Annotated in this window: 21 protein-coding genes; 8 read left to right on the top strand and 13 right to left on the bottom strand. The window is 71.4% G+C overall.

Annotation, left to right across the window (positions count from 1 at the left end; genetic code table 11):
• Window positions 1–19: 19 nt before the first annotated feature.
• From ACZ5XS_RS02965 to ACZ5XS_RS02995, 7 genes are all read right to left on the bottom strand, one after another.
• Window positions 20–1,069 (bottom strand): PadR family transcriptional regulator, encoded by a 1,050-nt coding sequence (locus tag ACZ5XS_RS02965; protein ID WP_468647417.1) that lies wholly within the window; start codon window positions 1,067–1,069, stop codon window positions 20–22.
• Window position 1,070: 1 nt separating this feature from the next.
• On the bottom strand, window positions 1,071–2,027 hold the full coding sequence (locus ACZ5XS_RS02970; RefSeq protein WP_468647418.1) for a DUF4097 family beta strand repeat-containing protein: 957 nt from the start codon (window positions 2,025–2,027) through the stop codon (window positions 1,071–1,073).
• Window positions 2,028–2,853: 826 nt separating this feature from the next.
• Window positions 2,854–3,039 (bottom strand): DUF6104 family protein, encoded by a 186-nt coding sequence (locus tag ACZ5XS_RS02975; protein ID WP_007266501.1) that lies wholly within the window; start codon window positions 3,037–3,039, stop codon window positions 2,854–2,856.
• An 85-nt stretch (window positions 3,040–3,124) separates the two neighbouring features.
• The gene (locus ACZ5XS_RS02980) at window positions 3,125–6,928 is read right to left on the bottom strand and encodes a multifunctional oxoglutarate decarboxylase/oxoglutarate dehydrogenase thiamine pyrophosphate-binding subunit/dihydrolipoyllysine-residue succinyltransferase subunit (protein ID WP_468647419.1); all 3,804 of its coding nucleotides are present in this window, start codon (window positions 6,926–6,928) and stop codon (window positions 3,125–3,127) included.
• Between the two features lie 281 nt (window positions 6,929–7,209).
• On the bottom strand, window positions 7,210–8,316 hold the full coding sequence (locus ACZ5XS_RS02985; RefSeq protein ID WP_217239406.1) for a HAMP domain-containing sensor histidine kinase: 1,107 nt from the start codon (window positions 8,314–8,316) through the stop codon (window positions 7,210–7,212).
• A complete protein-coding gene (locus ACZ5XS_RS02990; protein WP_217239405.1) occupies window positions 8,313–9,050 on the bottom strand; it encodes a response regulator transcription factor in 738 nt (245 codons plus the stop codon). The genes ACZ5XS_RS02985 and ACZ5XS_RS02990 overlap by 4 nt, the downstream gene beginning before the upstream one ends.
• A gap of 124 nt (window positions 9,051–9,174) precedes the next feature.
• Complete coding sequence (locus ACZ5XS_RS02995) at window positions 9,175–9,852, bottom strand: spermine/spermidine synthase domain-containing protein (RefSeq protein WP_468647420.1); 678 nt, start codon at window positions 9,850–9,852, stop codon at window positions 9,175–9,177.
• Window positions 9,853–10,342: 490 nt separating this feature from the next.
• Between ACZ5XS_RS02995 and ACZ5XS_RS03000 the strand changes: the two genes are divergently transcribed.
• Window positions 10,343–11,122, top strand: coding sequence for a rhomboid-like protein (locus ACZ5XS_RS03000; RefSeq protein WP_468647421.1), 780 nt, complete (start codon window positions 10,343–10,345; stop codon window positions 11,120–11,122).
• Between the two features lie 108 nt (window positions 11,123–11,230).
• Here the strand turns inward: ACZ5XS_RS03000 and ACZ5XS_RS03005 are convergent, their stop codons facing one another.
• Window positions 11,231–11,983, bottom strand: a complete 753-nt coding sequence (locus ACZ5XS_RS03005) for a GNAT family N-acetyltransferase (protein ID WP_468647516.1) — start codon at window positions 11,981–11,983, stop codon at window positions 11,231–11,233.
• 384 nt (window positions 11,984–12,367) lie between these two features.
• Here ACZ5XS_RS03005 and lon point away from each other — a divergent pair, with 384 nt between their 5' ends.
• Entirely contained in the window at window positions 12,368–14,791 is a 2,424-nt protein-coding gene (lon, locus tag ACZ5XS_RS03010; RefSeq protein ID WP_468647422.1) for an endopeptidase La, read from the top strand.
• Between the two features lie 75 nt (window positions 14,792–14,866).
• Here lon and ACZ5XS_RS03015 read toward each other — a convergent pair whose 3' ends face one another.
• Window positions 14,867–15,697, bottom strand: coding sequence for a lysozyme (locus ACZ5XS_RS03015; protein ID WP_468647517.1), 831 nt, complete (start codon window positions 15,695–15,697; stop codon window positions 14,867–14,869).
• 294 nt (window positions 15,698–15,991) lie between these two features.
• Between ACZ5XS_RS03015 and ACZ5XS_RS03020 the strand changes: the two genes are divergently transcribed.
• Window positions 15,992–16,504: a MarR family winged helix-turn-helix transcriptional regulator gene (locus tag ACZ5XS_RS03020; RefSeq protein ID WP_468647423.1), complete on the top strand. Its 513-nt coding sequence runs from the start codon at window positions 15,992–15,994 to the stop codon at window positions 16,502–16,504.
• 28 nt (window positions 16,505–16,532) lie between these two features.
• On the opposite strand, the gene ACZ5XS_RS03025 is transcribed toward ACZ5XS_RS03020, so the two are convergent.
• Window positions 16,533–17,321: a hypothetical protein gene (locus ACZ5XS_RS03025; protein WP_468647424.1), complete on the bottom strand. Its 789-nt coding sequence runs from the start codon at window positions 17,319–17,321 to the stop codon at window positions 16,533–16,535.
• 378 nt (window positions 17,322–17,699) lie between these two features.
• Here ACZ5XS_RS03025 and ACZ5XS_RS03030 point away from each other — a divergent pair, with 378 nt between their 5' ends.
• Genes ACZ5XS_RS03030 through ACZ5XS_RS03050 form a run of 5 tightly spaced genes read left to right on the top strand, consistent with a single transcriptional unit; the run spans window position 17,700 to window position 23,298 of the window.
• Entirely contained in the window at window positions 17,700–20,483 is a 2,784-nt protein-coding gene (locus ACZ5XS_RS03030) for a sensor histidine kinase (RefSeq protein ID WP_468647425.1), read from the top strand.
• Complete coding sequence (locus ACZ5XS_RS03035) at window positions 20,480–20,989, top strand: roadblock/LC7 domain-containing protein (protein WP_468647426.1); 510 nt, start codon at window positions 20,480–20,482, stop codon at window positions 20,987–20,989. The genes ACZ5XS_RS03030 and ACZ5XS_RS03035 overlap by 4 nt, the downstream gene beginning before the upstream one ends.
• The gene (locus tag ACZ5XS_RS03040; protein ID WP_468647427.1) at window positions 20,986–21,405 is read left to right on the top strand and encodes a DUF742 domain-containing protein; all 420 of its coding nucleotides are present in this window, start codon (window positions 20,986–20,988) and stop codon (window positions 21,403–21,405) included. Before ACZ5XS_RS03035 ends, ACZ5XS_RS03040 begins: the two co-directional genes overlap by 4 nt.
• Window positions 21,386–22,021, top strand: a complete 636-nt coding sequence (locus ACZ5XS_RS03045; protein ID WP_468647428.1) for a GTP-binding protein — start codon at window positions 21,386–21,388, stop codon at window positions 22,019–22,021. The genes ACZ5XS_RS03040 and ACZ5XS_RS03045 overlap by 20 nt, the downstream gene beginning before the upstream one ends.
• A 14-nt stretch (window positions 22,022–22,035) precedes the next feature.
• Complete coding sequence (locus ACZ5XS_RS03050; protein WP_468647429.1) at window positions 22,036–23,298, top strand: styrene monooxygenase/indole monooxygenase family protein; 1,263 nt, start codon at window positions 22,036–22,038, stop codon at window positions 23,296–23,298.
• Here ACZ5XS_RS03050 and ACZ5XS_RS03055 read toward each other — a convergent pair.
• The 3 genes from ACZ5XS_RS03055 to ACZ5XS_RS03065 form a co-directional block, all read right to left on the bottom strand.
• Entirely contained in the window at window positions 23,262–24,407 is a 1,146-nt protein-coding gene (locus tag ACZ5XS_RS03055; RefSeq protein ID WP_468647430.1) for a C40 family peptidase, read from the bottom strand. The two genes, ACZ5XS_RS03050 and ACZ5XS_RS03055, sit on opposite strands and share 37 nt — an antisense overlap.
• Window positions 24,408–24,510: 103 nt before the next feature.
• A complete protein-coding gene (locus tag ACZ5XS_RS03060; protein WP_468647431.1) occupies window positions 24,511–24,804 on the bottom strand; it encodes a hypothetical protein in 294 nt (97 codons plus the stop codon).
• Between the two features lie 12 nt (window positions 24,805–24,816).
• Window positions 24,817–25,470, bottom strand: coding sequence for a TetR/AcrR family transcriptional regulator (locus ACZ5XS_RS03065; protein ID WP_468647432.1), 654 nt, complete (start codon window positions 25,468–25,470; stop codon window positions 24,817–24,819).
• Window positions 25,471–25,535: the final 65 nt, after the last annotated feature.

Below are 25,535 nucleotides of genomic sequence, written 5' to 3' on the forward strand. Positions count from 1 at the left end.
ACTGTGCAGGGCCCCGCTGTCACGCCCTCGGTGTCCGCAGCAGCGATCCGATGTGTGCCGCCGCCGTCGAGAGGTGGCGGCGGGCGTCACGGAGCTGGTCCGGTGTGACACCGTGGTCCCGGGCGGCGTCGCGGATGTCGTCCCGGAAGCGGTCGAGCAGGCGGTCCAGGTCGCGGGCCGGATCGCCGGTGGGGTCCTCGTGGGCCCACGCCGGTTCGTAGTCGGCCGGGAAGTCCTTCGGGGTGTGCGAGTACTCGGGGGCGGGCGCCGCCTTCTCCGCACTGCCGTTGCCCCGTCCGAAACCGAAGTCCTTGCCGTACTCCTTCCCGAACTCGCCGAACTCCTTGGCCAGTTCCGTCAGGCCCTCGCGTACTCCCGTCGGCCAGTCGCCGCGGGTGAAGTGGTCCTGCACCTGTTCCTGGACCCGGCGGGCGATGCGCTGCACCTCTTCCTGCGCCTGCTCCCGGGCCCGGTCCTGCGCCTCCTTGGCCTGGCGACGGGCGCGCTGGGCCTCCTCGCGGGCTCGCCGGCTCTCGTCCTTGGCGCGGCGGGCCTGCTCCTTCCACTCCTGCTTGACGCGGCGCATCTCCTCCTTGGCCGCGCGCCACGCCTCCTTGTCGGTGTACTCGCCGAAGTCCCCGGAGGAGCCTTCCTCTTCACCGCCGTCGGCTCCCGTGCCCCGGCGGGCCTCGGAGGCCGCCGCCCGCATCTCGCGCCGCAGGTCGCCCGCCGCACCGCGCACGTCGGCACGGATCTCGGCGGCGAGTTCCGCGACCGAATCGCGGATCTCCAGTTCCAGGTCGGCCAGTTCACCGCTGCGGTCGGCCAGCTCGGCGCGGCCCGCGTCGGTGATGGCGTACACCTTGCGGCCGCCCTCGGTGGTGTGGGTGACCAGGCCCTCGGTCTCCAGCTTGGCCAGACGCGGGTACACGGTGCCCGCGGAAGGCGCGTACAGCCCCTGGAAGCGCTCCTCCAGGAGACGGATCACCTCGTAGCCGTGGCGTGGGGCCTCGTCCAGCAGTTTGAGCAGGTAGAGACGGAGGCGGCCGTGGGCGAAGACGGGGGGCATGTCAGAGCACCTTCTTGTCGGTCGTACCGTCGGCCGGGGCGCTGGTCGAGCCGTCGCCCGGGCCGGAAACGGAATTGTCCCCCTGCTCGCTCCGAGGGCCGTCCCCCGGGTGGTCGGCACCCGGGTCCTTGACGTCGTCCCACGGCTCGTCCTCGCGGGGCGGCCTGCGCAGGAGCGCGATCGAGCCGGAGACGGTCGTGGCGCGCAACTTGCCGTTGCCCGGGCCGAGACGGCCGGTGATCTTGTGGGCGCCCCACTGGCCGTGCACCCGGAGGCCGTCGAAGGCGTTGGAGATCGTGCCGCTCGCCGTGTTGGCCTCGACCTCGGCGTCCGCGGGCTGGGGCAGCCGGATGGCGATCTCGCCCGAGACGCTGGTCAGCCGGACGTCGGTGGGGCCGTCCGGGTCGAGGTCGACGATCATGGAGCCGCTGACCGAGTCGGCCCGCACGGAGGAGCCCGAGCCGTCGACGACGGTGAGGTCGCCGGAGACGGAGTTGAACCGGAGGTCGCCGGTGACGGACTGGGCCTCCAGGTTCCCGGAGACCGTGTCCGCCCGGACCGGGCCCGAGAGCCCGACGAGTGTCGTGTCACCGGTGACGCCCTTGACCACGGACGGCCCGCGCATCCCTGAGACCACGGCCCCGGCGCTCACCACGCCCACCTCGACCTGCGTCCCGGCCGGCACGGCGAGGGAGACGACGGCACTGCGGCGCCACCCCTTGCGGTCGAGCCACTTGAGGAAGCCCTTCCAGGGCAGGTCGTCGTACGCCACCGTGAGCGTGCCGCCCTCATGGGTCACGGCCAGGGGTGGTCCCTCGATCTCGGAGACCTCCAGGCGGGCGGAACCTTCGTCGGTGCCCACCACGTTCACTGTTCCGTCGACGATGCGTACGCGGAGGGTGGTGACGGGATCGTCGAAGGTGAGTTTCGTCGGTTCTGTGAGGGACCACTCGGGCATCGGTGCAGACCTCCGCGTAGCAACGCGCCATATCGCGTCTCCTGTCATCACGATATATCGCGCAAACGGAAAGTCAAGACACATGTCCGGGGGCTGCCTGCTACGTCTGGCCGGCCGACGGCACCCCGGCGGGCGGGGACGAGGCCGGCCCTCGACCGTCTCACCGAACCGGCCTCCGCGACCGACGCACGCGCCCGCCTGTACGCCCCTGCGTGCCGTCCTCACGCGCGCGGGCGACGGCTGGAGCGTCCTCGTCCCCGAGGGCACTCTCTGGTGTGCAGGGCCGTGAACCCGTGGACCGTCCTCACCGGCTGGGCCACCGCCCTGGCGGTCGGCGCCTCCTGGCCCGTACTCGCCCTGTGGGCGGAGACGCGGCCATGGCCATGAACGCCTTCGCCGCCCTGTCTGGGCCTCGACCCGGTCCTCTATGTGCAGAGACCCTCGACCGTCTCACCGAACCGGCCTCCGCGACCGACGCACGCGCCCGCCTGTACGCCCCTGCGCGCCGTCCTCACGCGCGCGGGCGTGCGCGAGCCCGCCCACGCCCAGGCCGACGCCGTCCCGGTCGAGTGGCCCAGCCCGCGCGCCTCAGTCCGCCCGCAGAGCGACGCCGTGGCCCCTCCCCGCCTCGGCCCCTGGCCGCCCTGGTCGCGAGAACCCGGAGCCCGCCTGCCGGCCCTCACCTGATCGCGGCCGGCCTCCCGCTCACCCCGTGGGCGTACCGCGCCGCAGGGCGGGGGTGGATCACGGCTGGCGCCCTGCTCCTGGCGCACGGCGCCCTGAGCACGAAAAAGGGGCGCCACACGGGCGCCCCACCGAAGCGGTCCTACTCGTCGTCCTCGTCCTCGTCGTCCAGTCGCGCCAGCCACGTCGCCAGCCGCTCCACCGGCACCTCGAAGTCCGGGTTCAGATCGACGAACGTCCGCAGCTGCTCGGCGAGCCACTCGAAGGTGACCTCCTCCTCGCCCCGCCGTTTCTCCAGCTCTTCGATGCCACGGTCCGTGAAGTACATGCCTCAAGGATAAGTGGGCGGAAACGGCCGGGCCGCACCCCCGGAGTGGGGGTGCGGCCCGGTCACGTACGGCCTGCGAGAGCGGTTACGCCTCGAACACCTCACGCACCAGCTGCTCCTGCTCGGCCTGGTGCCGCTTCGCGGAACCCACCGCCGGCGAGGAGCCGTGCGGGCGGGAGATGCGGCGCAGGCGCTCCCCGTGGGGGACGTCCGCGCCGACCGCCAGGTCGAGGTGGTCGATGAGGTTGAGGGCGATGAACGGCCAAGCGCCCTGGTTGGCCGGCTCCTCCTGCGTCCAGAGGTACTTCTCGGCGTTCGGGTACTTGGCGATCTCGGCCTGGACCTCGGCACCCGGCAGCGGGTACAGACGCTCGAGGCGGATGATCGCCGTGTCCTTGACGCCGCGCTTCTGACGCTCGGCGTCGAGGTCGTAGTAGACCTTGCCGGCGCAGAAGACGACCTTCTTGACCGCGGCCGGGTCGACCGACGCGTCGCCGATGACCGGGCGGAACTGGCCCGTCGTGAACTCCTCCGCCTTCGAGGCCGCGGCCTTCAGGCGCAGCATCGACTTCGGGGTGAAGACGACCAGCGGCTTGTGGTGCGGGTTGTGCACCTGCCACCGCAGGAGGTGGAAGTAGTTCGACGGGAGCGTGGGCATCGCGACCGTCATGTTGTTCTGCGCGCACATCTGGAGGAAGCGCTCCGGGCGGGCGGACGAGTGGTCCGGGCCCTGGCCCTCGTAGCCGTGCGGGAGCAGCAGCGTGACGCCGGAGGTCTGGCCCCACTTCTGCTCCGCCGACGAGATGAACTCGTCCACGACCGTCTGCGCGCCGTTGACGAAGTCGCCGAACTGCGCCTCCCACAGCACGAGCGCGTCGGGGCGGGCCAGCGAGTAGCCGTACTCGAAGCCCATCGCCGCGTACTCGCTGAGCAGCGAGTTGTAGACGTTGTAACGCGCCTGGTCCTCGGCGAGGTACATCAGCGGCGTGAACTCGTCGCCCGTCGCACGGTCGATCAGCACCGCGTGGCGCTGGCCGAAGGTGCCGCGCTGCGAGTCCTGGCCGGCCAGGCGGACCGGGACGCCCTCGAGGAGGAGCGAGCCGACCGCCAGGGTCTCGCCCATGCCCCAGTCGATGGTGCCTTCCTCGACCATCGTCGCCCGGCGCTGCAGCTGCGGCAGCAGACGCGGGTGGACGGTGATGTGGTCGGGGACGCTGACCTGGGACTCGGCGATCCGCTTGACGACCTCCGTGGAGATCGCGGTGTTCACGGAGACCGGGAACTCCGCCTGCGGGTCGGAGGACTCGGCGGACAGCGGCTGCGAGGTGGCCTCACGGACCTCCGTGAAGACCTTCTCCAGCTGGCCCTGGTAGTCCTGCAGGGCCTGCTCGGCCTCTTCCAGGGTGATGTCGCCGCGACCGATCAGGGACTCGGTGTACAGCTTGCGCACCGAGCGCTTCTTGTCGATCAGGTCGTACATCAGCGGCTGGGTGAAGGCCGGGTTGTCCGACTCGTTGTGACCGCGGCGGCGGTAGCAGATCAGGTCGATCACGACGTCCTTGTTGAACGCCTGGCGGAACTCGAAGGCCAGACGGGCCACGCGGACCACGGCCTCCGGGTCGTCGCCGTTCACGTGGAAGATCGGCGCCTCGATCATGCGGGCCACGTCCGTGGCGTACATGGAGGAGCGGGCCGACTCCGGCGCGGCGGTGAAGCCGACCTGGTTGTTGATGACGATGTGGACCGTGCCGCCGGTGCGGTAACCGCGCAGCTGCGACATGTTCAGGGTCTCCGCGACCACGCCCTGGCCCGCGAAGGCCGCGTCGCCGTGGAGGGCCACCGGCAGGACCGTGAAGTCCGTGCCGCCCTTGTTGATGATGTCCTGCTTGGCGCGGGCGATGCCCTCCAGGACCGGGTCGACCGCCTCCAGGTGGGAGGGGTTGGCGGCCAGCGACACCTTGATCTGCTCGCCGTCGAGACCGGTGAAGGTGCCCTCGGCGCCCAGGTGGTACTTCACGTCGCCGGAGCCGTGCATCGACTTCGGGTCGAGGTTGCCCTCGAACTCGCGGAAGATCTGCGCGTACGACTTGCCGACGATGTTGGCGAGGACGTTCAGGCGGCCGCGGTGGGCCATGCCGATGACGACCTCGTCCAGGCGGGACTCGGCGGCCGAGTCCAGCACCGCGTCGAGCAGCGGGATGACGGACTCGCCGCCCTCCAGGGAGAAGCGCTTCTGGCCGACGTACTTCGTCTGCAGGAAGGTCTCGAAGGCCTCCGCCGCGTTCAGGCGGCGCAGGATGCGCAGCTGCTCCTCGCGCTCCGGCTTGCTGTGCGGGCGCTCGATGCGGTCCTGGATCCACTTGCGCTGCTTCGGGTCCTGGATGTGCATGAACTCGACGCCGGTGGTGCGGCAGTAAGAGTCACGCAGCACGCCCAGGATGTCGCGCAGCTTCATCATCGACTTGCCGGAGAAGCCGCCGACCGCGAACTCGCGCTCCAGGTCCCACAGGGTGAGCCCGTGCTCGGTGATGTCCAGGTCGGGGTGCTTGCGCTGGCGGTACTCCAGCGGGTCGGTGTCGGCCATGACGTGGCCGCGGACCCGGTAGGAGTGGATCAGCTCGAAGACGCGGGCGGCCTTGGTGACGTCGTCGTCGTGCGAGGCGTCGATGTCCTTGAGCCAGCGGACCGGCTCGTAGGGGATGCGCAGCGCCTCGAAGATCTCGTCGTAGAAGCCGTTCTCGCCGAGCAGGTAGTTCGCGACGACGCGCAGGAACTCGCCGGACGCGGCGCCCTGGATCACCCGGTGGTCGTAGGTCGACGTGAGCGTCATGACCTTCGCGATGCCGAGCTTGTTCAGGGTGTCCTGGGAGGTGCCCTGGAACTCCGCCGGGTAGTCCATCGAGCCGACGCCCATGATGACCGACTGGCCGGGCATCAGGCGCGGGACCGAGTGGACGGTGCCGAGGCCGCCGGGGTTGGTCAGGGAGACCGTGACACCGGTGAAGTCGTCCATCGTCAGCTTGCCGTCGCGGGCGCGGCGGACGATGTCCTCGTAGGCCTGCCAGAACTCGAAGAAGTTCAGGGTCTCGGCCTTCTTGATGCCGGCGACGACGAGCTGGCGGTCGCCGTTGGGCTTCACCAGGTCGATGGCCAGGCCGAAGTTGACGTGCGCGGGCTTGACGAGGGTGGGCTTCCCGTCCTTCTCCGCGAAGTGCCAGTTCATCGACGGCATGGCCTTGATGGCCTGCACCATCGCGAAGCCGATCAGGTGCGTGAAGGAGATCTTCCCGCCCCGGGCCCGCTTGAGGTGGTTGTTGATGACGATGCGGTTGTCGAACAGCAGCTTCACCGGGACGGCGCGCACGGACGTGGCCGTGGGCAGTTCCAGCGAGGCGTTCATGTTCTTGGCGACCGCGGCGGCGGGGCCGCGCAGCGTCACGAACTCCGGACCCTCCGCGGACGCGGCGGGAGCCGCGGCCTTCGGCGCGGCGGCAGCGGCGGGCTTCGCGGCCGGAGCCGGAGCCTTGGCCGGTGCGGCGGCCTGCGCGGGCGCCGGAGCGGCGGCCGCCGGCTTCGGGGCCGCGGGGGCCGGAGCGGCCGGAGCCGGAGCCTGCGCCGGTGGGGCGGCCTGCGCGGGTGGGGCCGTGGGGGTGGTCTCTGCGGCCCCCGCGGCCGCAGTACCCGCCGGAGCCGAGGCGGCGGCCGCACCCGGCTTGTAGTCGGCGAAGAAGTCCCACCAGGCGCGGTCTACCGAATTCGGGTCCTGGAGGTACTGCTGATAGATCTCGTCGACGAGCCACTCGTTCGGACCGAAGGCCGCTGCGGGGTTCTTCCCCGCTTGGTCTGCGTCGGTGGAGATGCTCGAGTTACTGGGGGACTGTGGCGACACGGCGGCAACCGCCCTCTTCCGCTTCACAAGGTGATGGACAGCGGGAATAAAGGCTACGCCCCCAAGACCGAGAAGGTCAGGCCGGGTCCGTCCATCGTCGTGTAAGTCACATCGAACAGCGTGTTTCAGGCGTGGAAATGGCGGGAAACAAGCGAGGTTTTGCTTCATCCGGGATGGGCTGAACCGGCCCAGGCGCGACAACGGCGCGGGCCTCTGCCTGATCACACGTGTCTGTCAGCACGGACGCCCGTGGATCTTGTGGCTCCGCTTCGAACTTTACGTCAACTTGGCAAAGATGGAAGTCCCGGAAGGGTGACAAGAATCCGGCAACCCCGCTCGGATTCGGCCACTCCGATCAGCCCGCCGTGCAGATCGACCGCCCAGCGGGCGATCGCCAGACCGAGGCCCGTGCCGCCGTCGCTGCCCGGACCGTGCGGACGGTTGACGCTGCCGCGGTTGAACCGCTCGAAGACCCGGTGCCACTCCGACCGCGGAATGCCGGGGCCCTCGTCGAGAACCTCCAGCTCAAGCGACTCGGGAGCAGCCCCGCGCCGCGCCTTGACCGTGACCCGGCCGTGCGGCGGGCTGTGCTTGACCGCGTTGTCGATGAGATTCGCCACCACCTGGTGGATCCGCTCCGGGTCCGCGTGCGCGGTCAGTTCCGGAGGCGACACGTCGAGGTGCAGATGGACGTCCGTACGCGTGTGGCTGCCGGACCCGGAAGCGATGCCCGCGCGCGCGGAGGCGACCATGTTGGCCTCCTTCAGCACGCCCGACAGGTACGGCCACACCTCGAACCGCCTCCTGCGCAGCGGTACGACCCCGTTGTCCAGCCGGGACAGGTCGAGGAGCGTCTCCACGAGACGGCCCAGCCGCTCGGTCTGCTTCAGCGCGGTCCGCATCGTCTCGGGGTCGGCCTCCGTGAAGCCGTCGACGATGTTCTCCAGAACGGCGCGCAGGCCCGCGATGGGCGTGCGCAGCTCGTGCGACACATTGGCCACGAGCTCCTTGCGCTGCCGCTCCTGGGCCTCCAGGTCGTCCGCCATGCGGTTGATCGTCTGGGCCAGATCACCCAGCTCGTCCCGTCGGTTCTCCCGCACCCGGCGGCTGTAGTCGCCGTGCGAGATCGAGCGGGCCACCGCGTTCATCTCGTCCAGCGGCGAGGTGAGCGAGTGCGCCACGAACTGCGTAATGAGGAGTGTGGCAATCATCGAGAAGACCGTGATGAAGCGCAGCTCCGTCTTGGTCTGCACCGCGATCATCAGCAGACCAGTGGTGATCAGCACCGAGATGACGACCAGTGCGCCCAGCTTGGTCTTGATCGAGAACGGGCGTACGCCGCCCCAGGACTCCCCGGGGCGTCTTGGTGCGGCCGGCCCGTCGCTCATGGCGTCGGCGTCTCCAGGGCGTAGCCCACGCCGTGCACCGTGCGGATCCGCTCGGCACCGATCTTCCGCCGCAGCGCCTTGATGTGGCTGTCGACGGTCCGGGTGCCGGAGGCGTCCGCCCAGTCCCAGACCTCCGCCAGCAGCTGCTCACGGGAGAGGACCGCGCGCGGGGTGTTGGCCAGGCAGACCAGGAGGTCGAACTCCGTGGGCGTCAGGTGGACGTCCTCGGAACGCACCCGCACCCGGCGCTGCGCGTGGTCGATCTCCAGTTCGCCGAGCCGCAGGATCCCGCTGCGCGGGGTCGACGCGGCGATCGCGGCCCGCTCCACGCGGCGCAGCAGGACGTGCACGCGCGCGGCCAGCTCCCGCATGGAGAACGGCTTGGTCATGTAGTCGTCGGCGCCGACGCCGAGTCCGACCAGCATGTCGGTCTCGTCGTCCCGCGCGGTGAGCATCATCACCGGCACCGGCCGGGAGGCCTGCACGCGACGGCAGACCTCCAGACCGTCGAAGCCGGGCAGCATGATGTCGAGGATCAGCAGGTCGGGCTGCCAGGCCTCGGCGGTGTCGACCGCGGACGGACCGTCGCCCGCCGTTTGCACGAGGAATCCCTCGGCGCGCAGGCGGGTAGCGATGGCGTCCACGATCGTCGGATCGTCTTCGACGACAAGCACCCGTCGCTGTGCGCCCGGGGTCGTCGCCGTGCCGTTGTGGGAGGTGTGTGTCTGCTCCATCGCCCGCCCCTGAGGTGTGCAATTCCGGAACCAGTGGGGTGATCCCTTGTCTGCGCATGACTGCGCTTGACGCTTGAATGATCGGCGTCAGGGAAGCAGAGTACGGGGAGTCACCTCGGCTTTGCTATCCAGGTCGGACGGCAAGGTGCACGACGTCCGGAACGCCCCGGGCAACCGGGATCTCTTCGGTACGCACCTGCCGGAACCCGGCATTCCGTAGGGTTCCTTCAAATTCCGGAGAGGGCTGCGCAGACCATACCGCCAGTACCCCTCCGGGCCTCAACGCCCTTGCGCAGCTTGCCAATCCGGCCGCGGAGTACAGCCCGTCGTTGCCCTCGGTGACCGTCCAGCCGGGCCCGTTGTCGATGTCCAGGCACAGCGCGTCGAACGTGTCGCATGTCTCATTGACGAAAGCGACAAGATCCGTTTCCACAATGTAGGTGCGCGGGTCGGCGAGGGCCTGTTCCGAGAGCGCGGAAAGCGGCCCGGCGCGGTGCCAGTCGATGACGGCGCGTTCCCGCTCGACCACGGTGATCCGGCCCCAGCGGGGATCGGCCGCGGCGTGTGCGAGCGAGAAGCCGACGCCGAGGCCGCCGATGAGCACGCTCGGCTCCGTGCACTCGCCTAAAGCGTCCAGCGCCGCGTCCACGAGCAGCCGCTCCGAGCGGCCGTCGGAAGTGTCCATCAGGAAGCAGCCGTTGGCGATGATCTGCAGCAACTCGCCCTGGCGTCGCAGCACGATCTCGCCGTGCGGACCCTCGCGCCGGTCCAGGACCTGGGGGATGTCGTACGAGGTGGGCATCGGCCCATCATGGCAGGTGGGAGAGGCCGGGTTGAGGGAATTTCCGCGGCGCGGGCCGCCTCGGGCGGTGACCTCGTGGACTGACGAAAATCCAGCAGGCGCAGGATCAACGACTCGATGGCGGCGGGCCGTTGCTCGTACGGCGTCCGCAGGCGCAGGACGGCCTCCAACTCAAGTGGGTTCTGGACCCCGCGGGATTCGACTTGGCCGGCCGCTTGGGTCAGTACGCCGACGGCTGTTGCGGTCCGTCACGACCGCCGGGACCGGGCTGCCCGTGGACGCCTGACGTTCCTTGAGAAGTGGCTGTGAATCGGCGTCGGGGTGGCGCCGGTCACAGACAGCGGCCCTGCGGGGCGCGGAACGTGGGGCGGGACGGAAGGAGCGCCTCGCCGTGGAACGGAAGACGACGGTGGGTACGACGGGTTCGTCGGCGCCCGCGGAGGCGTCTCCGCCTCCGCAAGCGCCCTCTCCTCCGCGCCACGACGCCTGCATGCCCGACCTGTCCGGCTTTCTGGACGGAATGCCGTGCCAGCGGGGGTCGTCGGCGAAGGTGCCGGACGCAGAGGACGCGCCGGACGCGGCGGATGCGCCGACTGTGCCGGTCGCGCCGGTCGAGGCCCCCGCTGCCGAGCCCTCGGAAAGCCGCCGCCGCCTCCGCCCGTGGCGCCTGCTGCCCACGCCCACGTGGACACCGTTCACCTTCGGCTATGCCGCGGTCCTCACCGTCACCTCACTCATCACGACGTACGCCGATCCCGCCCTCGTGCACGCCCTCCACCAGGGCTCCAGCACGGACGTGGCGCACCTGGTGCAGACGCCCGCCCTCGTCCTGACGGCCAGCGCGCTGTGGATCGCGGGCGGGATCCTCTCGCCGTACGCGGTCGGCTTCCTGGTCGTGCTCACCGCGCTGGAGCGCCGCACAGGCTGGGTGTGCACGGCCGGTGTCTTCCTCCTCGGGCACGTCCTGGCCACCCTCGCGACCGAGGTCCCGGTGGGCCTCGCGGTGCTCGCCGGCCACCTGCCCGACAGCTCGCTGCACCGCCTCGACTACGGCGTCAGCTTCGGAGTCGCCGCCGGGCTGGGCGCCCTGGCCGGACTCCTCGCCCCGTGGCTGCGCGGGCTCCTGCTCGCCCTGTTCGGCGGGGTACTGGTTCTGGACCTGCTCGCGTTCACCGACCCGCTGACCAACTGGGGCCACCTGATCGCACTGGCGACCGGCATCGCGACCTGGCCGGTGGTACGGGGCCGGCACCGGGCGCGGGCCGCGTAGGGCGGCGACCACGGCGGCACATGCGAGCACCGCACGTCGTTGCCGCCCTGCCTGGGTCGGCCCGGCCGCCCTTCGGTCGGCCCGCTTCCGCAGTTCCATGACTGTGGGTCAGCCGGCGGGCGGTGACCAGACGTACGGCGTAGTCGTGGTGACCGCGTGGAAGCCCAGGCGCCGGAGGATGGGCGCGCTGTCGTCAGAGGCGTCGACGTGCAGGTAGGTCACGCCCCGGGCGGCGGCGAGCCGGGCCCGCTCGGCCACCAGGGCGCGGTAGATGCCCTTCCTCCGCCAAGCGGCGAGCGTGGAGCCGCCCCACAGGCTCGCGAACCCCGTGCCCGCGCGGAAGGCGAGCCAGGCGGCGCAGACCACCTCCCCGTCGGCCTCGGCGACGTACACGGCGATCTCGTCCGGTGCGGCGGCGACCCGTCCGATCAGGTCCTCGGCGAGCCAGTTCCAGTCGTTGTCCCACACGGCCGACTCCATGGCGGCGATCCGCCGCATGTCCGCGTCCGCCGTGACCCGGCGCAGCGTGACACGCTCCGGGAGGGCCGGTGCGTGTCCGGCCATGTCGGCGGCGCGTCCGACGAGCACCGTCTCCCGCTCCTCGGGCACGAACCCGGCCGCCCGCAGCCGGTCGGTGAGGTCAGCCGGGATGTCGTGCGCCCGAGTCTTCCACTCCACGGCCTCGCCGCGCCCAGCGAAGAAGTCCCGCTGCCGTGCGATCAGCCGGTCCAGCGCGTCGCCGTCCACACCGAGGTCGCGCGGCCCGCTGACGAACCCGCGGAACTGCCCGACGATCCGCAGCAGCGGACCGTCCTGTTCGTACGTCACTCCCGCGGGCGGGGCCGGGGGAGCGCCTCGCATCTCGTCGTCGTAGGCGGCGAGGAGGGTGTGTGCGGCTGTCTCTGTCACCGGATGACGTTCGGGGTAGGGGGCGGGTGTCGGCAACCGGTTTTCCGGGGTGTCGTGGGCCGCGGCCGCCCGCGTCACTCGTCTCACCGCACCGCGCCGCACGCGCGCGTGCAGGTGCCAACCGGTGCCAGGAAGGCCGAGGGCGGGTCCGGTGTTGGAGGAGAGGTGGCCGACGGGGACCGCGGAGGCGTCGGAGCGATCGTCGGCTCGTCAGGACGTGCCTGGTCGGAGGCGGGTTGGCCAGTGATCGCTCACAGCGAACGCGTCCCAGGGAACAATCCGGGGCTCAGGTGCATTGAGTCGGCATAGCTCAACTTGACTGCCGAAGGGGAGATCATGGCTGCTGAGTCCACGGCGTTCACACCGCTCGCCCTGCCCGTGCTGCCGCTCGACGACGAGGTCGTGCTGCCCGGGATGGTGGTTCCGCTGGATCTGAACGACGCCGATGTGCGCGCCGCGGTGGAGGCCGCCCAGGCCGCCGCACGCTCGGAACCCGGTAAGCCCAGGGTTCTGCTGGTGCCACGGATCGACGGAACGTACGCGAGCACCGGAGTGCTCGGCACCGTCGAACAGGTCGGCCGGCTGGCCGACGGCGACCCGGGTGCGCTGATCCGCGGACGTGACCGCGTGAGGATCGGCGCCGGGACCACGGGGCCGGGTGCGGCGCTGTGGGTCGAGGGGACGAAGGTCGACGAAAGCGTGCCCGACCCGCTGCCCGGTCACGTCACCGAACTGGTCAAGGAGTACAAGGCCCTTGCCACGGCCTGGCTGCGCAAGCGCGCCGCCTGGCAGGTCGTCGACCGGGTGCAGGCCATCGACGACGTGTCCGCGCTCGCCGACAACTCCGGTTACTCGCCCTTCCTGACCACCGAACAGAAGGTGGAGCTTCTGGAGACGGCCGACCCGGTCGCCCGCCTGAAGCTCGCCACCCAGCACCTGCGTGACCACCTCGCAGAGCAGGACGTCGCCGAGACCATCGCCAAGGACGTCCAGGAGGGCGTCGACAAGCAGCAGCGCGAGTTCCTGCTGCGGCGCCAGCTGGAAGCCGTCCGCAAGGAACTGCGCGAACTCAACGGCGAGCAGGAGGGCGAGGAGTCCGACGACTACCGTGCCCGCGTCGAGGCCGCCGACCTGCCCGAGAAGGTCCGCGAGGCCGCCCTCAAGGAGGTCGACAAGCTGGAGCGCTCGAGCGACCAGTCGCCCGAGGGATCCTGGATCAGGACCTGGCTCGACACCGTCCTCGAACTGCCGTGGAACGAGCGGACCGAGGACCAGTACGACATCCAGGGCGCCAAGACGATCCTGGACGCCGAGCACGCCGGTCTGCAGGACGTGAAGGAGCGGATCACCGAGTACCTGGCGGTGCGCAAGCGCCGTACCGACCGGGGGCTGGGTGTGATCGGCGGGCGCCGTGGTGGCGCCGTGCTCGCGCTGGTCGGCCCGCCCGGTGTCGGCAAGACCTCGCTCGGCGAGTCCGTCGCGCACGCGATGGGACGGAAGTTCGTGCGGGTCGCCCTCGGTGGCGTCCGGGACGAGGCCGAGATCCGCGGTCACCGGCGTACGTACGTCGGCGCGCTGCCCGGCCGGATCGTCCGGGCCGTCAAGGAGGCCGGGTCGATGAACCCGGTGGTGCTCCTCGACGAGATCGACAAGGTGGGGTCCGACTTCCGGGGCGACCCGGCCGCCGCCCTGCTGGAGGTTCTCGACCCGGCGCAGAACCACACCTTCCGGGACCACTACCTGGAGGTGGAGCTGGACCTGTCGGACGTCGTCTTCCTGGCCACCGCGAACGTGCTGGAGGCCATCCCGGAGGCGCTGCTCGACCGTATGGAGCTGGTCCGCCTCGACGGCTACACCGAGGACGAGAAGGTCGTCATCGCGCGCGACCACCTGCTGCCGCGTCAGCTGGAGCGGGCGGGGCTGGAGAAGGCCGAGGTCACGCTCGACGAGAGCGCGCTGCGCAAGCTCGCCGGCGAGTACACGCGTGAGGCGGGCGTCCGCAACCTGGAGCGGTCCGTCGCACGGCTGCTGCGCAAGATCGCGGCCCAGCACGAACTGGGCGAGCGGAAGCTGCCGTTCACCGTCAGGGACGAGGATCTGCGCGCCCTGATCGGCCGGCCGCACCACGTGCCCGAGTCCGCGCAGGACCCGGCGGAGCGCCGCACCGCGGTGCCGGGCGTGGCGACGGGCCTCGCGGTCACGGGAGCGGGCGGTGACGTCCTGTTCGTCGAGGCGTCACTGGCCGACCCGGAGACCGGCGCGGCGGGGCTGACCCTGACCGGCCAGCTGGGTGACGTGATGAAGGAGTCGGCGCAGATCGCGCTGAGCTTCCTGCGCTCGCACGGCGCCGAGCTCGAACTGCCGGTGGCCGACCTGAAGGACCGGGGCGTGCACATCCACTTCCCGGCGGGCGCGGTGCCCAAGGACGGCCCGAGCGCGGGCGTCACGATGACGACGGCGCTGGCGTCGCTGCTGTCGGGCCGGCTGGTCCGTACGGACGTGGCGATGACCGGTGAGGTCTCGCTGACCGGCCGGGTCCTGCCGATCGGCGGCGTGAAGCAGAAGCTGCTCGCCGCGCACCGGGCAGGGGTGACCACCGTCATCATCCCGAAGCGCAACGAGCCCGACCTGGACGACGTCCCGGCCGAGGTGCTGGACAAGCTGGACGTCCACGCCGTCACGGACGTCCGCCAGGTCCTGGAGCTGGCGCTGTCCCCGGCGACACACGGGGCCGCGCCGGAGGTTCCGGTGGCGGCGTGACGGACGTCGCCGGATGAGGCAGGGCCCGGGTTCTCGTGAGGGAGGCCCGGGCCTTCGCCTGTCCGTTCCGGGGTGTCAGCCGTTGGCGAGAGCCAGGACCCGGTCCAGTGCGCCGTTGAACTTGTCGTGGTCGCCGACGGTCGGGCCGGAGGACGTGTACTGCCACATGGTGTAGCCGCTCCAGCCGGCCGGCAGCGTCCCCGCCGTCGGGGCATAGCGGGCGATCCACAGCGGATGGGCGGCGGCGAAGCCCGCGTGGTCGCCGGTGCACTGCGTCCACCAGCTGGTGGCGGTGTAGATCACGGCGTTCCGGCCCGTGCGCGCCTTGTACTGGTTCAGGAAGTCACGGATCCAGCCGACCATCGCGCTCTGCGTCTTGCCGTAACAGGCGTCGCCGTACGGGTTCCACTCGATGTCGAGCACGCCGGGCAGCGTCCTGCCGTCCTGCGACCAGCCGCCGCCGTGGTCGACGAAGTAGTCGGCCTGGGCCGCGCCGGCCGCGGTGTCCGGGGTGGCGAAGTGGTACGCGCCGCGGATCATGCCGACGTCGTACGAGCCGTTGTACTGCTGGGCGTGGTACGGGTTCGTGTAGTAGGTCCCCTCGGTCGCCTTCGCGTAGGCCCACCTGACCCCGCTGCCCCACAACGTCGGCCAGTCGACGTTGCCCTGGTGGCTGGAGACGTCGACGCCCTCGGTGTGGGCGGCGCGGGTGTCGGCGGGGACGCCGCTCTGGCCGTCGTGGGTGAGGACGCCCATGCCCATGCGGGCGGTGCCGCGGGCGGGGCTGGGGGCGGTCTCCGCGGAGGCCGGGGCGGTGAGGGCGAGTGGCAGGGCGGCGAGCAGGAGGCCGGCGAGGAAGTGGCGCCGGGGATGGAGGGGGCGGAGGGGGCGGAGGGCGCGGAGCACGTCGGGTCTGGGCACATGGTGTCTGAGCACGTACACAGCGTGCCTTCGATGGCTCGGTGGTGCTCGGTGGCAGGGGGAGGCGGGTGACAGGGCACGATCCGCCGTCATCCTGTTGCTGGCGTGGGCATGCCAGTCAGGCCCGGTGAAGCGGGTTGCGCACGCCGGAACACCGGGGCGGAAGGAGGTCCGGACGCTGCCGTTGGTCCAGCCCTGCGAAATACTGGCGGAGCTGCGGCGATGACGGCGTTCGGCGGCGAACTTTCAGGACCGGGAAAATCCGAGGCAGGGGCTGACGTGCACGACAACGGAAACGGCGACGGAGGCGGAGTCGCGTCCGGGGGTCCCCCCTCCGGGGGTGGGTCCGCGAGCGGTGTGGACCAGCCCGCGTTCCTGGCGCTGGAGCGCGAACTGACCGTCCTGCTGCGGCGTGCCCGGGCCAACCAGGGCGAGATGGCCCGCGAGGTCCACCCGGACCTGGAGTCGGCGGCGTACGGCCTCCTCATCCGCCTCGACGAGTGCGGCCGCCAGCGGGCCACGGAGCTCGCCGCGTACATCGGCGTCGGCAAGGCGACCATGTCCCGCCAACTGCGTGCCCTGGAGGAGCTCGGGCTGGTGGCCCGGGAACCCGATCCGGCCGACGGCCGGGCCTGGCTGGTCGCGCTCACCCAGGAGGGCCAGGGCCGGGTACGGCGGGTGCGCGAGGCCCGCCGGGCGCGGTACGCCGGGCGGCTCGCCGACTGGGATCCGCGCGAGGTCGGGGAACTGGCGCGTTTGCTGCAGCAGTTGAACCGGGGGATGGAGAAGTAGGAGCGGGGCCTCGACGGGGGAGTCCGCGTCACAGCTCCACGTACACCACGCTCGCGTCGTCATGCGTCTTGCCGCGGCCGAGGAACTCCCGGCTCTCCGCATCCCCGCGCTCCAGCTCGCGCACCCGCTCCACCAGATCCCCCGCCCCCTCCTTGCGTACGAACGTGAAGCAGTCCCCCCAGTCCCCCTCCCGGAACCGCTCCACCCACCGCGTCGCCCCGTCCGTCAGGGCGGCCAGCGCCCGCACCTCCGAGCGCCGGAGCACGCCCGTCACCGCCCGCTCCGCCACCGACGGATCCGCCGCCGCCGTGAAGAAGCCGCCCTCCTTGTTGCGGACCGTGGAGTCGACCAGGGCGTCCGTCGCGAGGGCGGAGCGAGGGAGGCGGGAGAGGCGGTCGTCCAGCTGAGCGGTCACCGTGCCGTCGGGGGACTCGATCAGCAGTGCCGAGTCCGACAGGACCAGGTACTCCACCGACTCCGGCGACCAGCGGGCCACAACCACCGTTGCCTGCGGGGTGCGTGGGTGAGAAAGATCACAAGTGGTGTGATGGGCCTCGGCTGTTCGAAGAATGGCCCGGGAAAGGACGTCCGGCAGCGTCACATCTCGGCAGGAAAGGGCCAGTTCGGTCAGCGCCCCGCCGAGGCGTGAGGTGAACCAGGGCACCGGATGCAGGCAGCCCGTCGCACCCAGCGGAGGTGTCACGCCGTCCAGGAGCACGAGCACACCGCCCAGCCCGGCAGCCGGTAGGGCGACGCCGGCGAAGTCCTCGTTGGGGCGGGCCGGATCGCCGGGCTCCGAAACAAGTTCCATGCGCATCCGGCCAGTCTGCACGAGCTCTTCACAAGGTGCGCAGAAGTCTGGCATCGGCCGCCGAATTGCCGCAGCCGCGCAGGTCAGGCGCCTGGTTTGGGGTGGAATGGTTCGCTCCGGGCAGACGTGGCGGCGAATCCTGCCACCGCCCGCCGCCGACGTCCAACCGGCCCACCGTGCAAGGGTGCCGCACGAGCCGGAGGAACTTGCCCGCCAACTCTCCTCCGAGGTTCACTCCTTCGGGTGGCGGGTCCAGCGATGCGCGGTCACCGCCCACCGGCACTGGGAGGGTCGGGGACCGTACCGGGCGTACGCAGAGTCGACACCCGGTGACGTTGCGTAACCCGGCCCATGGGTACTCACGAGTCAGGAATGCGAGCACCGGTGCAGAAGACGCGGCCTCGTCGTACAGGCAAGAAGGCGGCCTCCGAAAAAGGCGTGGAGAGCACGCCCGGCACCCCCGTCCCCGGTCCGTCCGGCACCCCCGGCGCCCCGAGCACCCCCGTCGGCAAGGGCCGGGCCACCCACGTCCGCACCCGGCTCATTCTCGCCGTCGCCGTGGTGGCCGCCGCCATCGCCGGGGCCGGCGCGCCCTCCCTGGTCACCGCCTCCGGGGAGCTCAGCGACTCCCAGGACCTGGTGGTCCTCGCCGAGCAGACCCAGGACGCCCTCGCGCTCGCCCACTCGCTCTCCGACGAGCGCGACGAGGTGACGCCGTACATCGCGGCCGGCCGCCCCAAGTCCAAGGCGCCCAGCGAGCAGCGCAGCGCCCGGGTCGACCGGCAGGTGGAGGAGCTGCACGCCGACACCGACCTGCCCGCCGGAGTACGCGGCGACCTCGACGGCATCGCGGCCGTCCGCCGGGCGGCGCTGAGCGGCAAGAGCAGTGCCCTCGAAGCCCACCAGGCGTACTCCGCCGCCATCACCGACCTGCACCGGCTCGCCGAGCACCTGGCCGAACAACTGCCGCCCCGCGCGGGCTCCGGCGGATACGCCCTCGCCGAGCTGGACTCCGCCGTCCAGCAGGCCGCCGCCACCCGCGGGCTGCTCCTGGCGGCCCTCGCCGTGCCGACGACGACGCAGACCGTGATCGACCCGGTCACCGGCCTGCCGTCCACCGAGACCACCTCCTCGAACGCCGACGCCAAGCAGCGCGACGCCCTCGCCGCCGCCGCCCAGCAGGCCCGCCTGCGCTCCGACGCCGCCCTCGCCGACTTCGCCGAGACCGCGCCCGCCGACGCCAAGGCGCGCTACGACGCCACGGTGACCGGCCCCGAGGTCAACTCCGCCGACAAGTACCTCGCCACCCTCACCGACCAGCCGGCCCTGTCCGACGGCGAGCTCGCCACCAGCGCCACCAAGGTCGACGCCGCCCTCTCCGCCCGCATCGACGCGATGCGCGGCGCGGAGGCCGCTCTCTACGACCGCCGGGTCAAGGACCTCGCCCAGCTGCGCGACGACGACGTCACCGCGCTGGAGATCCGCATCGCCGTCCTCGGCGCCCTGATGCTGCTGACCGTCGGCATCGCCACCGCCATGGCCCGCACGCTCACCCGGCCGCTGTCCGTGCTGCGCCGGGGCTCGGCCCGCCTCGCCGGAGCCGAGGACCCGACCGCTGAGGAACCGGTCGCCTTCACCGGCCGCAACGACGAGTTCGCCCAGGTCGTCCGCTCGGTCAACGCCCTGCACGCGCACGCGGCCGCCCTCGTCGAGCGGGTCTCCACCCTGGAGGCCGACCGCAAGCACCTGGTCGGCCAGCGGCAGAAGATGGCCGACGCCCGCGAGCAGCTCAAGGCCGAACTCGCCGAGTCCGCCGCCCAGATGGAGCGGCTGCGCACCAGCATCGGCGCCACCTTCGTCAGCCTCGCGCTGCGCACCCTGGGCCTCGTCGAGCGGCAACTCGCCGTCATCGAGGGCCTGGAGGAGCGCGAGCAGGACCCGGACCGGCTCGCCACGCTGTTCAAGCTCGACCACTTCGCCACGGTCATGCGCCGGCACAGCGAGAACCTCCTCGTCCTCGCCGGAACCGAACACGTCCAGCAGACCGCCGGCCCCGTCCCGCTCGTCGACGTCGTGCGCGCCGCGGTCAGCGAGATCGAGCGCTACGAGCGGGTCCGCATCGCCGCCCTGCCGCCGCACGCCCACATCGCCGGGTTCGCCGCGGACGACCTCTCCCACCTGCTGGCCGAACTCATGGAGAACGCCACCTCGTTCTCCCCGCCCGACCTGCCCGTCGAGGTCTCCGCCTGGCTCCTGGAGAGCGGCGAGGTCATGCTGTCCGTCCAGGACGAGGGCATCGGCATGACCGGCGACCGCCTGACCCAGCTCAACGCCCGCCTCGCCGACTTCGCCCCCGAGACGACGTACGACTCCTACGACCAGGGCGACGAGGAAGGCCTCGGTCTCGGCCTGTACGTCGTCGCCCGCCTCGCCCACCGGCACGGCGTCCGCGTGCGGTTGCGCGAGCAGAAGCAGGGCGGCATCGCGGCCGTCGTCGTCCTGCCGAAGACCCTGCTGGCGCCCGCGCCGACCGCCGCCGTCCCTTCCGCGTCCTCGCACACGGCCGGCGGCGGCACCCACGGCTTCTCCCTGCCGGGCGCGGACGCGGAGGTCAACTCCAACATCCTTTACGGCCGTTCGGAGCACGACGACCCGCTGGTCGCGCTCGCGGAGACGGCCGTACGGCAGCGGGAGGGGGAGGCGCCCGTCGAGACCACGATGGAGCTCCTGATCCCCGAACCCGCCGCGGCCGGCGACGACAGCGCCACGGCCGGTGCGGGCCGGGCCGAACCTCTCGACGGCGGGACCGAATCCCCCGACGCCGAGGACGGATCCCTCGGCAGCGAGGCCGGATCCCTCGGGGCCGAGGCCGAGACGGAACACGAGCGAGTCCCCGACGAACCGGAGGAGCTCGTCACAGACAAGGGTCTGCCCAAGCGCACCCCGAAGATCACCGCACCTGCCCCAGCGCAGCGGCAACGCGGTGGATCCGTGGACGCCGAAGCGCTCCGCCGCCGCCTGGGCGGCTTCCGCCGGGGGGCGGAGGCCGGCTACCGAGACGTAGAGACGGAGATCTCCGAACAGACGGGCCAACACAAGGCACCCGTCAGGGAATCCGCAGCATCCGAAGAAGCCACGGGGGGCACAGCCGAGGAGGCAAGCAGTTGACCGCGCCCAGTACCTTCGGACTGAGCCGTGAGGCCCGCAATCTTCATTTCCTGCTGACCAATCTCGTCGAGGAGGTGCCCGGCATCCGGTCGGTCGCCGTCGTCTCCTCCGACGGCCTGCTCCTGCTCTCCTCCGACCCCGGCCGCAACGCCGAGGCGCGAGAGACCCGAGCGGACAAGCCCACCGGCCCGCGCGGCTCCTCCGCCGACCTGGCCACCATCGTGTCCGGCGTCGGCAGCCTCACCATCGGCGCCGCCAGGCTGATGGACTCCGGCCCGGTGAAGCACACCATGGTCGCGATGGACGAGGGCAGCCTGTTCGTCATGTCGATCAGCGACGGTTCGCTGCTCGGTGTGCACGGTGCCGCCGACTGCGACATGAGTGTCGTGGCGTACCACATGGCGTTGTTCGTGGGCCGGGCCGGCCACGTCCTGACGCCCGAACTCCGCAGCGAGCTGCGGCAATCCCTGGAGCACGAGTCGACGCCGACGGGGAGTACCCGATGAGCAGTACGCCGAAGAGGCTCCCCGTGCGCGGTTCCGACCGCAAGCCGGCGCGGGTGCGCCCTTACTCGCTCACCGGCGGCCGTACCCGCTTCGGGCACGTTCTCCTCGTGGAGACGTTCGTGGCCACCACCGCCGCGATCGAGGCCGCCGAGGAGCGCAGGGAACTGACGAACGGTTCGCTCAACACCCGGGTCATGCCGGAGATGCGGGCCATCGTCGAACTGTGCCGCCGTATGCGCACGGTGGCGGAGATCGCCGCGCTGCTGAAGATGCCGCTCGGCGTGGTCCGGGTGCTCCTCAGCGACCTCGCGGACCAGGGAAGGATCCGGGTGTACGGAACAGGAACCGGTCACGGCACGGGGCGGCCGGACCGGGCTCTGCTGGAAAGGGTGCTGAGTGGACTCCGTCGTCTCTGACGCCGTTGGCGTCTCCCCGCTTCTCGAGGACGAGGGGCCCGTACAGCCCTGGCAGACGGACCGCACCCGCGCCCCGATAGCCACGAAGATAGTCGTGGCGGGCGGGTTCGGCGTCGGCAAGACCACGCTGGTCACCGCCGTGTCGGAGATCACGCCCCTGCAGACCGAGGCGCTGATGACCGAGGCGAGCGAGGAGCACGACGACCTCACCGCCACGCCCGGCAAGCTGACCACCACCGTGGCCATGGACTTCGGCCGCCTCACGCTCGACGACGACCTGGTGCTCTACCTGTTCGGCACGCCGGGCCAGCAGCGGTTCTGGTTCATGTGGGACGACCTGGTGCGCGGCGCGATCGGCGCCGTCGTCCTCGCGGACACGAGGCGCCTCAAGGACTGCTTCCCCGCGCTCGACTACTTCGAGAGCTGCGGGCTGCCGTACATCGTGGCGGTCAACCACTTCGACGGCAGCGAGCGGTTCGAGCCCGAGGACGTGCGGGAGGCATTGACGGTCCCCGCGCACATACCTGTAATGATCATGGATGCGCGCCGCCGGATTTCGGCCATCGAGACCCTCCTGGCTCTGGTGGGCCACGCGCTGGACGTCACACCCGAGTAGGAGAACAGTCCCGTATGCGGAAGATACTCGTCGTCGGAGCCGGTCAGTCCGGACTCCAGCTCGCCCTCGGCCTCCAGTCGCAGGGATACGAGGTCACCCTGATGTCCAACCGGACCGCGGACGAGATCCGTACCGGCCGGGTCATGTCGACGCAGTGCATGTTCCACACGGCACTCCAGCACGAGCGCGATCTCCAGCTGAACTTCTGGGAGTCCCAGGCCCCGAAGATCCAAGGACTCGGCGTCTCGGTCGCCGCCCCGGGCTCGTGGGAAGAGGGCCCCGCGGCCCGCGCGATCGACTGGGTGGGCACGCTCGACGGGTACGCGCAGTCGGTCGACCAGCGGGTGAAGATGGCCGGCTGGATGGAGACGTTCGCGCAGCGCGGCGGCCAGCTGGTCATCCACGGCGCGGCGGTCGGCGACCTCGACTACTTCTCCCGTACGTACGACCTGGTGCTGGTCTCGGCGGGCAAGGGCGAGCTGGTGTCGATGTTCGCCCGCGACCCCGAGCGGTCCCCCTACAGCGAGCCGCAGCGCGCCCTCGCCGTCGCCTACGTCCACGGTCTGGGCCCGCGCCCGGAGCACCCGGACATGGAGGAGGTCCGCTGCAACCTGGTCCCCGGTGTCGGCGAGATGTTCGTCATGCCGACCCTCACCACCTCCGGCCGCGCCGACATCCTCTTCTGGGAGGGCATACCCGGCGGCCCGCTGGACGTCTTCAACGGTGTGAAGGACCCGGCGGAGCACCTCTCCCTGACCCTGGAACTCATGGAGCGGTACCTCCCCTGGGAGTACGCGCGCGCCACGAAGGCCGAGCTCACCGACGCGGGCGGCACCCTGGCGGGCCGTTACGCCCCGACCGTCCGCAACCCCGTCGGCCGCCTCCCCGGCGGCGGCCTGGTCCTCGGCGTCGCCGACGTGGTCGTCGCCAACGACCCGATCACCGGTCAGGGCTCCAACTCGGCGTCCAAGTGCGCGGCGGCGTATCTCGCGTCGATCGTCGAGCGCGGGGACGAGGAGTTCGACGAGGAGTGGATGCGGGCGACGTTCGACCGGTACTGGGACACCGCGCAGCACGTCACCAAGTGGACGAACGCGATGCTCGCCCCGCCGCCGGAGCACGTGCTGAACCTGATCGGGGCGGCGGGGCAGCTGCCGCCGGTGGCTGATCGTTTCGCCAACGCCTTCGACGACCCGGCCGACTTCGAGAACTTCTTCTACGACCCGAGGAAGACCGAGGGCTACCTGATGGAGGTCTCGGGGGCCGCGGGCGCGTAACCCTCGTCCGACCCCTCCAGAGCGTCCTCGGGGAGCTCCGGCGGCGTGTACCGCAGCAGGGGCTCCCCGCCCGGATCGGGCCGCACCGCCCCGAGGACCGGGTTGGCCGCGATCGGCGACACCTTGACCTTCGCGCCCGGCCGCGGCGCCTGCACCACCATCCCGTCGCCGAGGTACATCGCCACGTGGGTGGCCTCGCGGAAGTACACGACGAGGTCCCCGGGCCGCAGCTCCTCCAGCGGGATCCGCTCCAGCTCGGCCCACTGCTCCTGGCTGGTCCGGGGGATGGGTGCCCCGGCCCGCCCCCAGGCCTCGGAGGTCAGCCCCGAGCAGTCGTACGACGCGGGCCCCTCCGCCCCCCACTCGTACGGCTTCCCCAGCTGGCGCACGGCGTACCGCACCGCCCGGTCGCCCTCCGCCGACGGCTTGCGTTCGCTGCTGAGGGCGCCGGACGCCATGAACGCGTCCTGGGCCTTCGCGATGCCGTTCTTCTCGAACTCGGCCATCGCCGCGAGCTCTTCCGCGCTGAGCGAGGCGAGCAGCTCCTCGACCTCCTTCAGCCGCTTCTCCACGGCGTCCCGCTCCTTCTTCTGCCGGACGGCCAGCGTGAGTTGGCCGTCCAGGGCCTTGCGGGCCGCGCGGGCCAGGCCGTCGGCCCTCTTCTCGCTGCCGGTCAGGCGGCCCACGGTCTCGGCGCGCTCGCGGGCCAGCCGGCCGATCACATGCCCCTGGCCGAGGGCGTGCTCGGGGTCGCGGGCGAGAAGCAGCCGGACGTACGGGGAGATGTCGGTGCTGTTCTGGTACTGGTGCCGGGCCAGCCGGCCGGCCGCCCTGCGGCTGTCGTGCAGCGAGAGCCGGGCGCGCGACAGCTCGGCGTCCAGGCGCCTCACCTCGGCGCGCCGCTGCTTCAGCTTCTCCTCGGTGGCGTTGTACGTCTCGGTGGCCCGCTCGGCCTCCTGGTACAGCCCCTGAAGGTCCGTCAGCAGCTCGGCGACGGAACGCCGAGCGGGTTCCGGGGGCTCGGGCACGGCCGCGGCGGGCAGGGGTGCGAGGACGGTTCCGGCCGCCATCGCCGCCGTACAGACGAGGCGGAGAAGCCTTCCTGACACGTCATCACCTCCGATGCGGGGCAGCACTTCCGCTCCGCACCGCGAGCATGGGACGTGGGTGGCGGGTCCGCGCGCCGAGTGTGCGCGGTTCGGCGCAACGGGGTCACCCGTCGGTGGCGTCCGGCTTGGACCAGGGCCACCTGCGCCGGCCGGCCTGTCCGGTGGGGTCGTACGCGTACTTCCATCCCTGGTGGAGTCCGAGACGCTTGCTGTGCGCGCGCGGGACCCGGCGGTAGACCAGCACGGTCGGCGGGCCGCCGGCGGCGTCGGGGACGGGGATGCGGTAGGTCTTGGGCGGGTGCCCGGTGGCGCCCAGCAGGACGGGCAGCACCCGGCCGTCCATGGGGCCGCCCTCGAAGGGGGTGTCTTCGCTCTTCACGGCACCAGTGTCGGCCATCCGCCGGCGGTCTCAGCCACCGGCGGCCAGGGTCTCCACCAGCGCCGAGGTCTGCTGATCGCGCCGCGCCGTCACCGACAGGACCGCCACGAACTGTTCCACGAGCCAGTCCCGCAGCTCGCCGGCGGGCGGCTGCTTGTCCTCGTCCAGCCAGATCAGGGAGGCGGCCTCGACGGCCGTGATCCACATGCGGACGGTCATCCGCAGCCGGGGACCGGGGTCGGTGACCTCCAGGTGCCGCATGATGTGCTCGGCTGCGGCCCGCCGTACGCCGTCCACCGTGGCCGTCGTGCGGGAGGTCTCGACCACGCTGCCGCCCTGGAGGAGGGCGCTGAAGCCGGCGTCGTGCTGGTCGACGAAGTCGAGGTAACGGTCCAGGGCGCGGGCGAGGCGGGGGAGCGGGGGCCCCTCGTGGGGCTCGTCGAAGCACTTCTGCAGTTCCTCGGCGGCGGACCGGAGGGCGGCCTCGTACAGCTGCTGCTTGCCGCCCGGGAAGTACCGGTACACGAGCGGGCGCGACACCCCGGCAGCTTCCGCCACGTCGTCGAGCGACACGTCCTCGGGGAGCCGGTGCGCGAAGAGCGACAGCGCGGCGTCGAGCAGTTGGCTGCGTCGCTCCTCGACGCTGAGGCGGCGGTAGGCGGGGGTGGGGGCGGAGGACGTCATGACGGGCAGCGTAACCGGCGCGCCTCCGCCGGTAACCGGGCGAACCGGCCGGTAACGGTCGACCG

This window comes from Streptomyces sp. NPDC033131, from assembly GCF_055578365.1.

Bases quoted from the DNA above. Each gene is read 5' to 3' on its own strand.
- ACZ5XS_RS02965 (WP_468647417.1), bottom strand. From the start codon at position 1,069: ATGCCCCCCGTCTTCGCCCACGGCCGCCTCCGTCTCTACCTGCTCAAA.
- ACZ5XS_RS02970 (WP_468647418.1), bottom strand. From the start codon at position 2,027: ATGCCCGAGTGGTCCCTCACAGAACCGACGAAACTCACCTTCGACGAT.
- ACZ5XS_RS02975 (WP_007266501.1), bottom strand. From the start codon at position 3,039: ATGTACTTCACGGACCGTGGCATCGAAGAGCTGGAGAAACGGCGGGGC.
- ACZ5XS_RS02985 (WP_217239406.1), bottom strand. From the start codon at position 8,316: ATGAGCGACGGGCCGGCCGCACCAAGACGCCCCGGGGAGTCCTGGGGC.
- ACZ5XS_RS02990 (WP_217239405.1), bottom strand. From the start codon at position 9,050: ATGGAGCAGACACACACCTCCCACAACGGCACGGCGACGACCCCGGGC.
- ACZ5XS_RS02995 (WP_468647420.1), bottom strand. From the start codon at position 9,852: ATGCCCACCTCGTACGACATCCCCCAGGTCCTGGACCGGCGCGAGGGT.
- ACZ5XS_RS03000 (WP_468647421.1), top strand. From the start codon at position 10,343: ATGCCCGACCTGTCCGGCTTTCTGGACGGAATGCCGTGCCAGCGGGGG.
- ACZ5XS_RS03005 (WP_468647516.1), bottom strand. From the start codon at position 11,983: ATGCGAGGCGCTCCCCCGGCCCCGCCCGCGGGAGTGACGTACGAACAG.
- lon (WP_468647422.1), top strand. From the start codon at position 12,368: ATGGCTGCTGAGTCCACGGCGTTCACACCGCTCGCCCTGCCCGTGCTG.
- ACZ5XS_RS03025 (WP_468647424.1), bottom strand. From the start codon at position 17,321: ATGCGCATGGAACTTGTTTCGGAGCCCGGCGATCCGGCCCGCCCCAAC.
- ACZ5XS_RS03040 (WP_468647427.1), top strand. From the start codon at position 20,986: ATGAGCAGTACGCCGAAGAGGCTCCCCGTGCGCGGTTCCGACCGCAAG.
- ACZ5XS_RS03050 (WP_468647429.1), top strand. From the start codon at position 22,036: ATGCGGAAGATACTCGTCGTCGGAGCCGGTCAGTCCGGACTCCAGCTC.
- ACZ5XS_RS03060 (WP_468647431.1), bottom strand. From the start codon at position 24,804: ATGGCCGACACTGGTGCCGTGAAGAGCGAAGACACCCCCTTCGAGGGC.
- ACZ5XS_RS03065 (WP_468647432.1), bottom strand. From the start codon at position 25,470: ATGACGTCCTCCGCCCCCACCCCCGCCTACCGCCGCCTCAGCGTCGAG.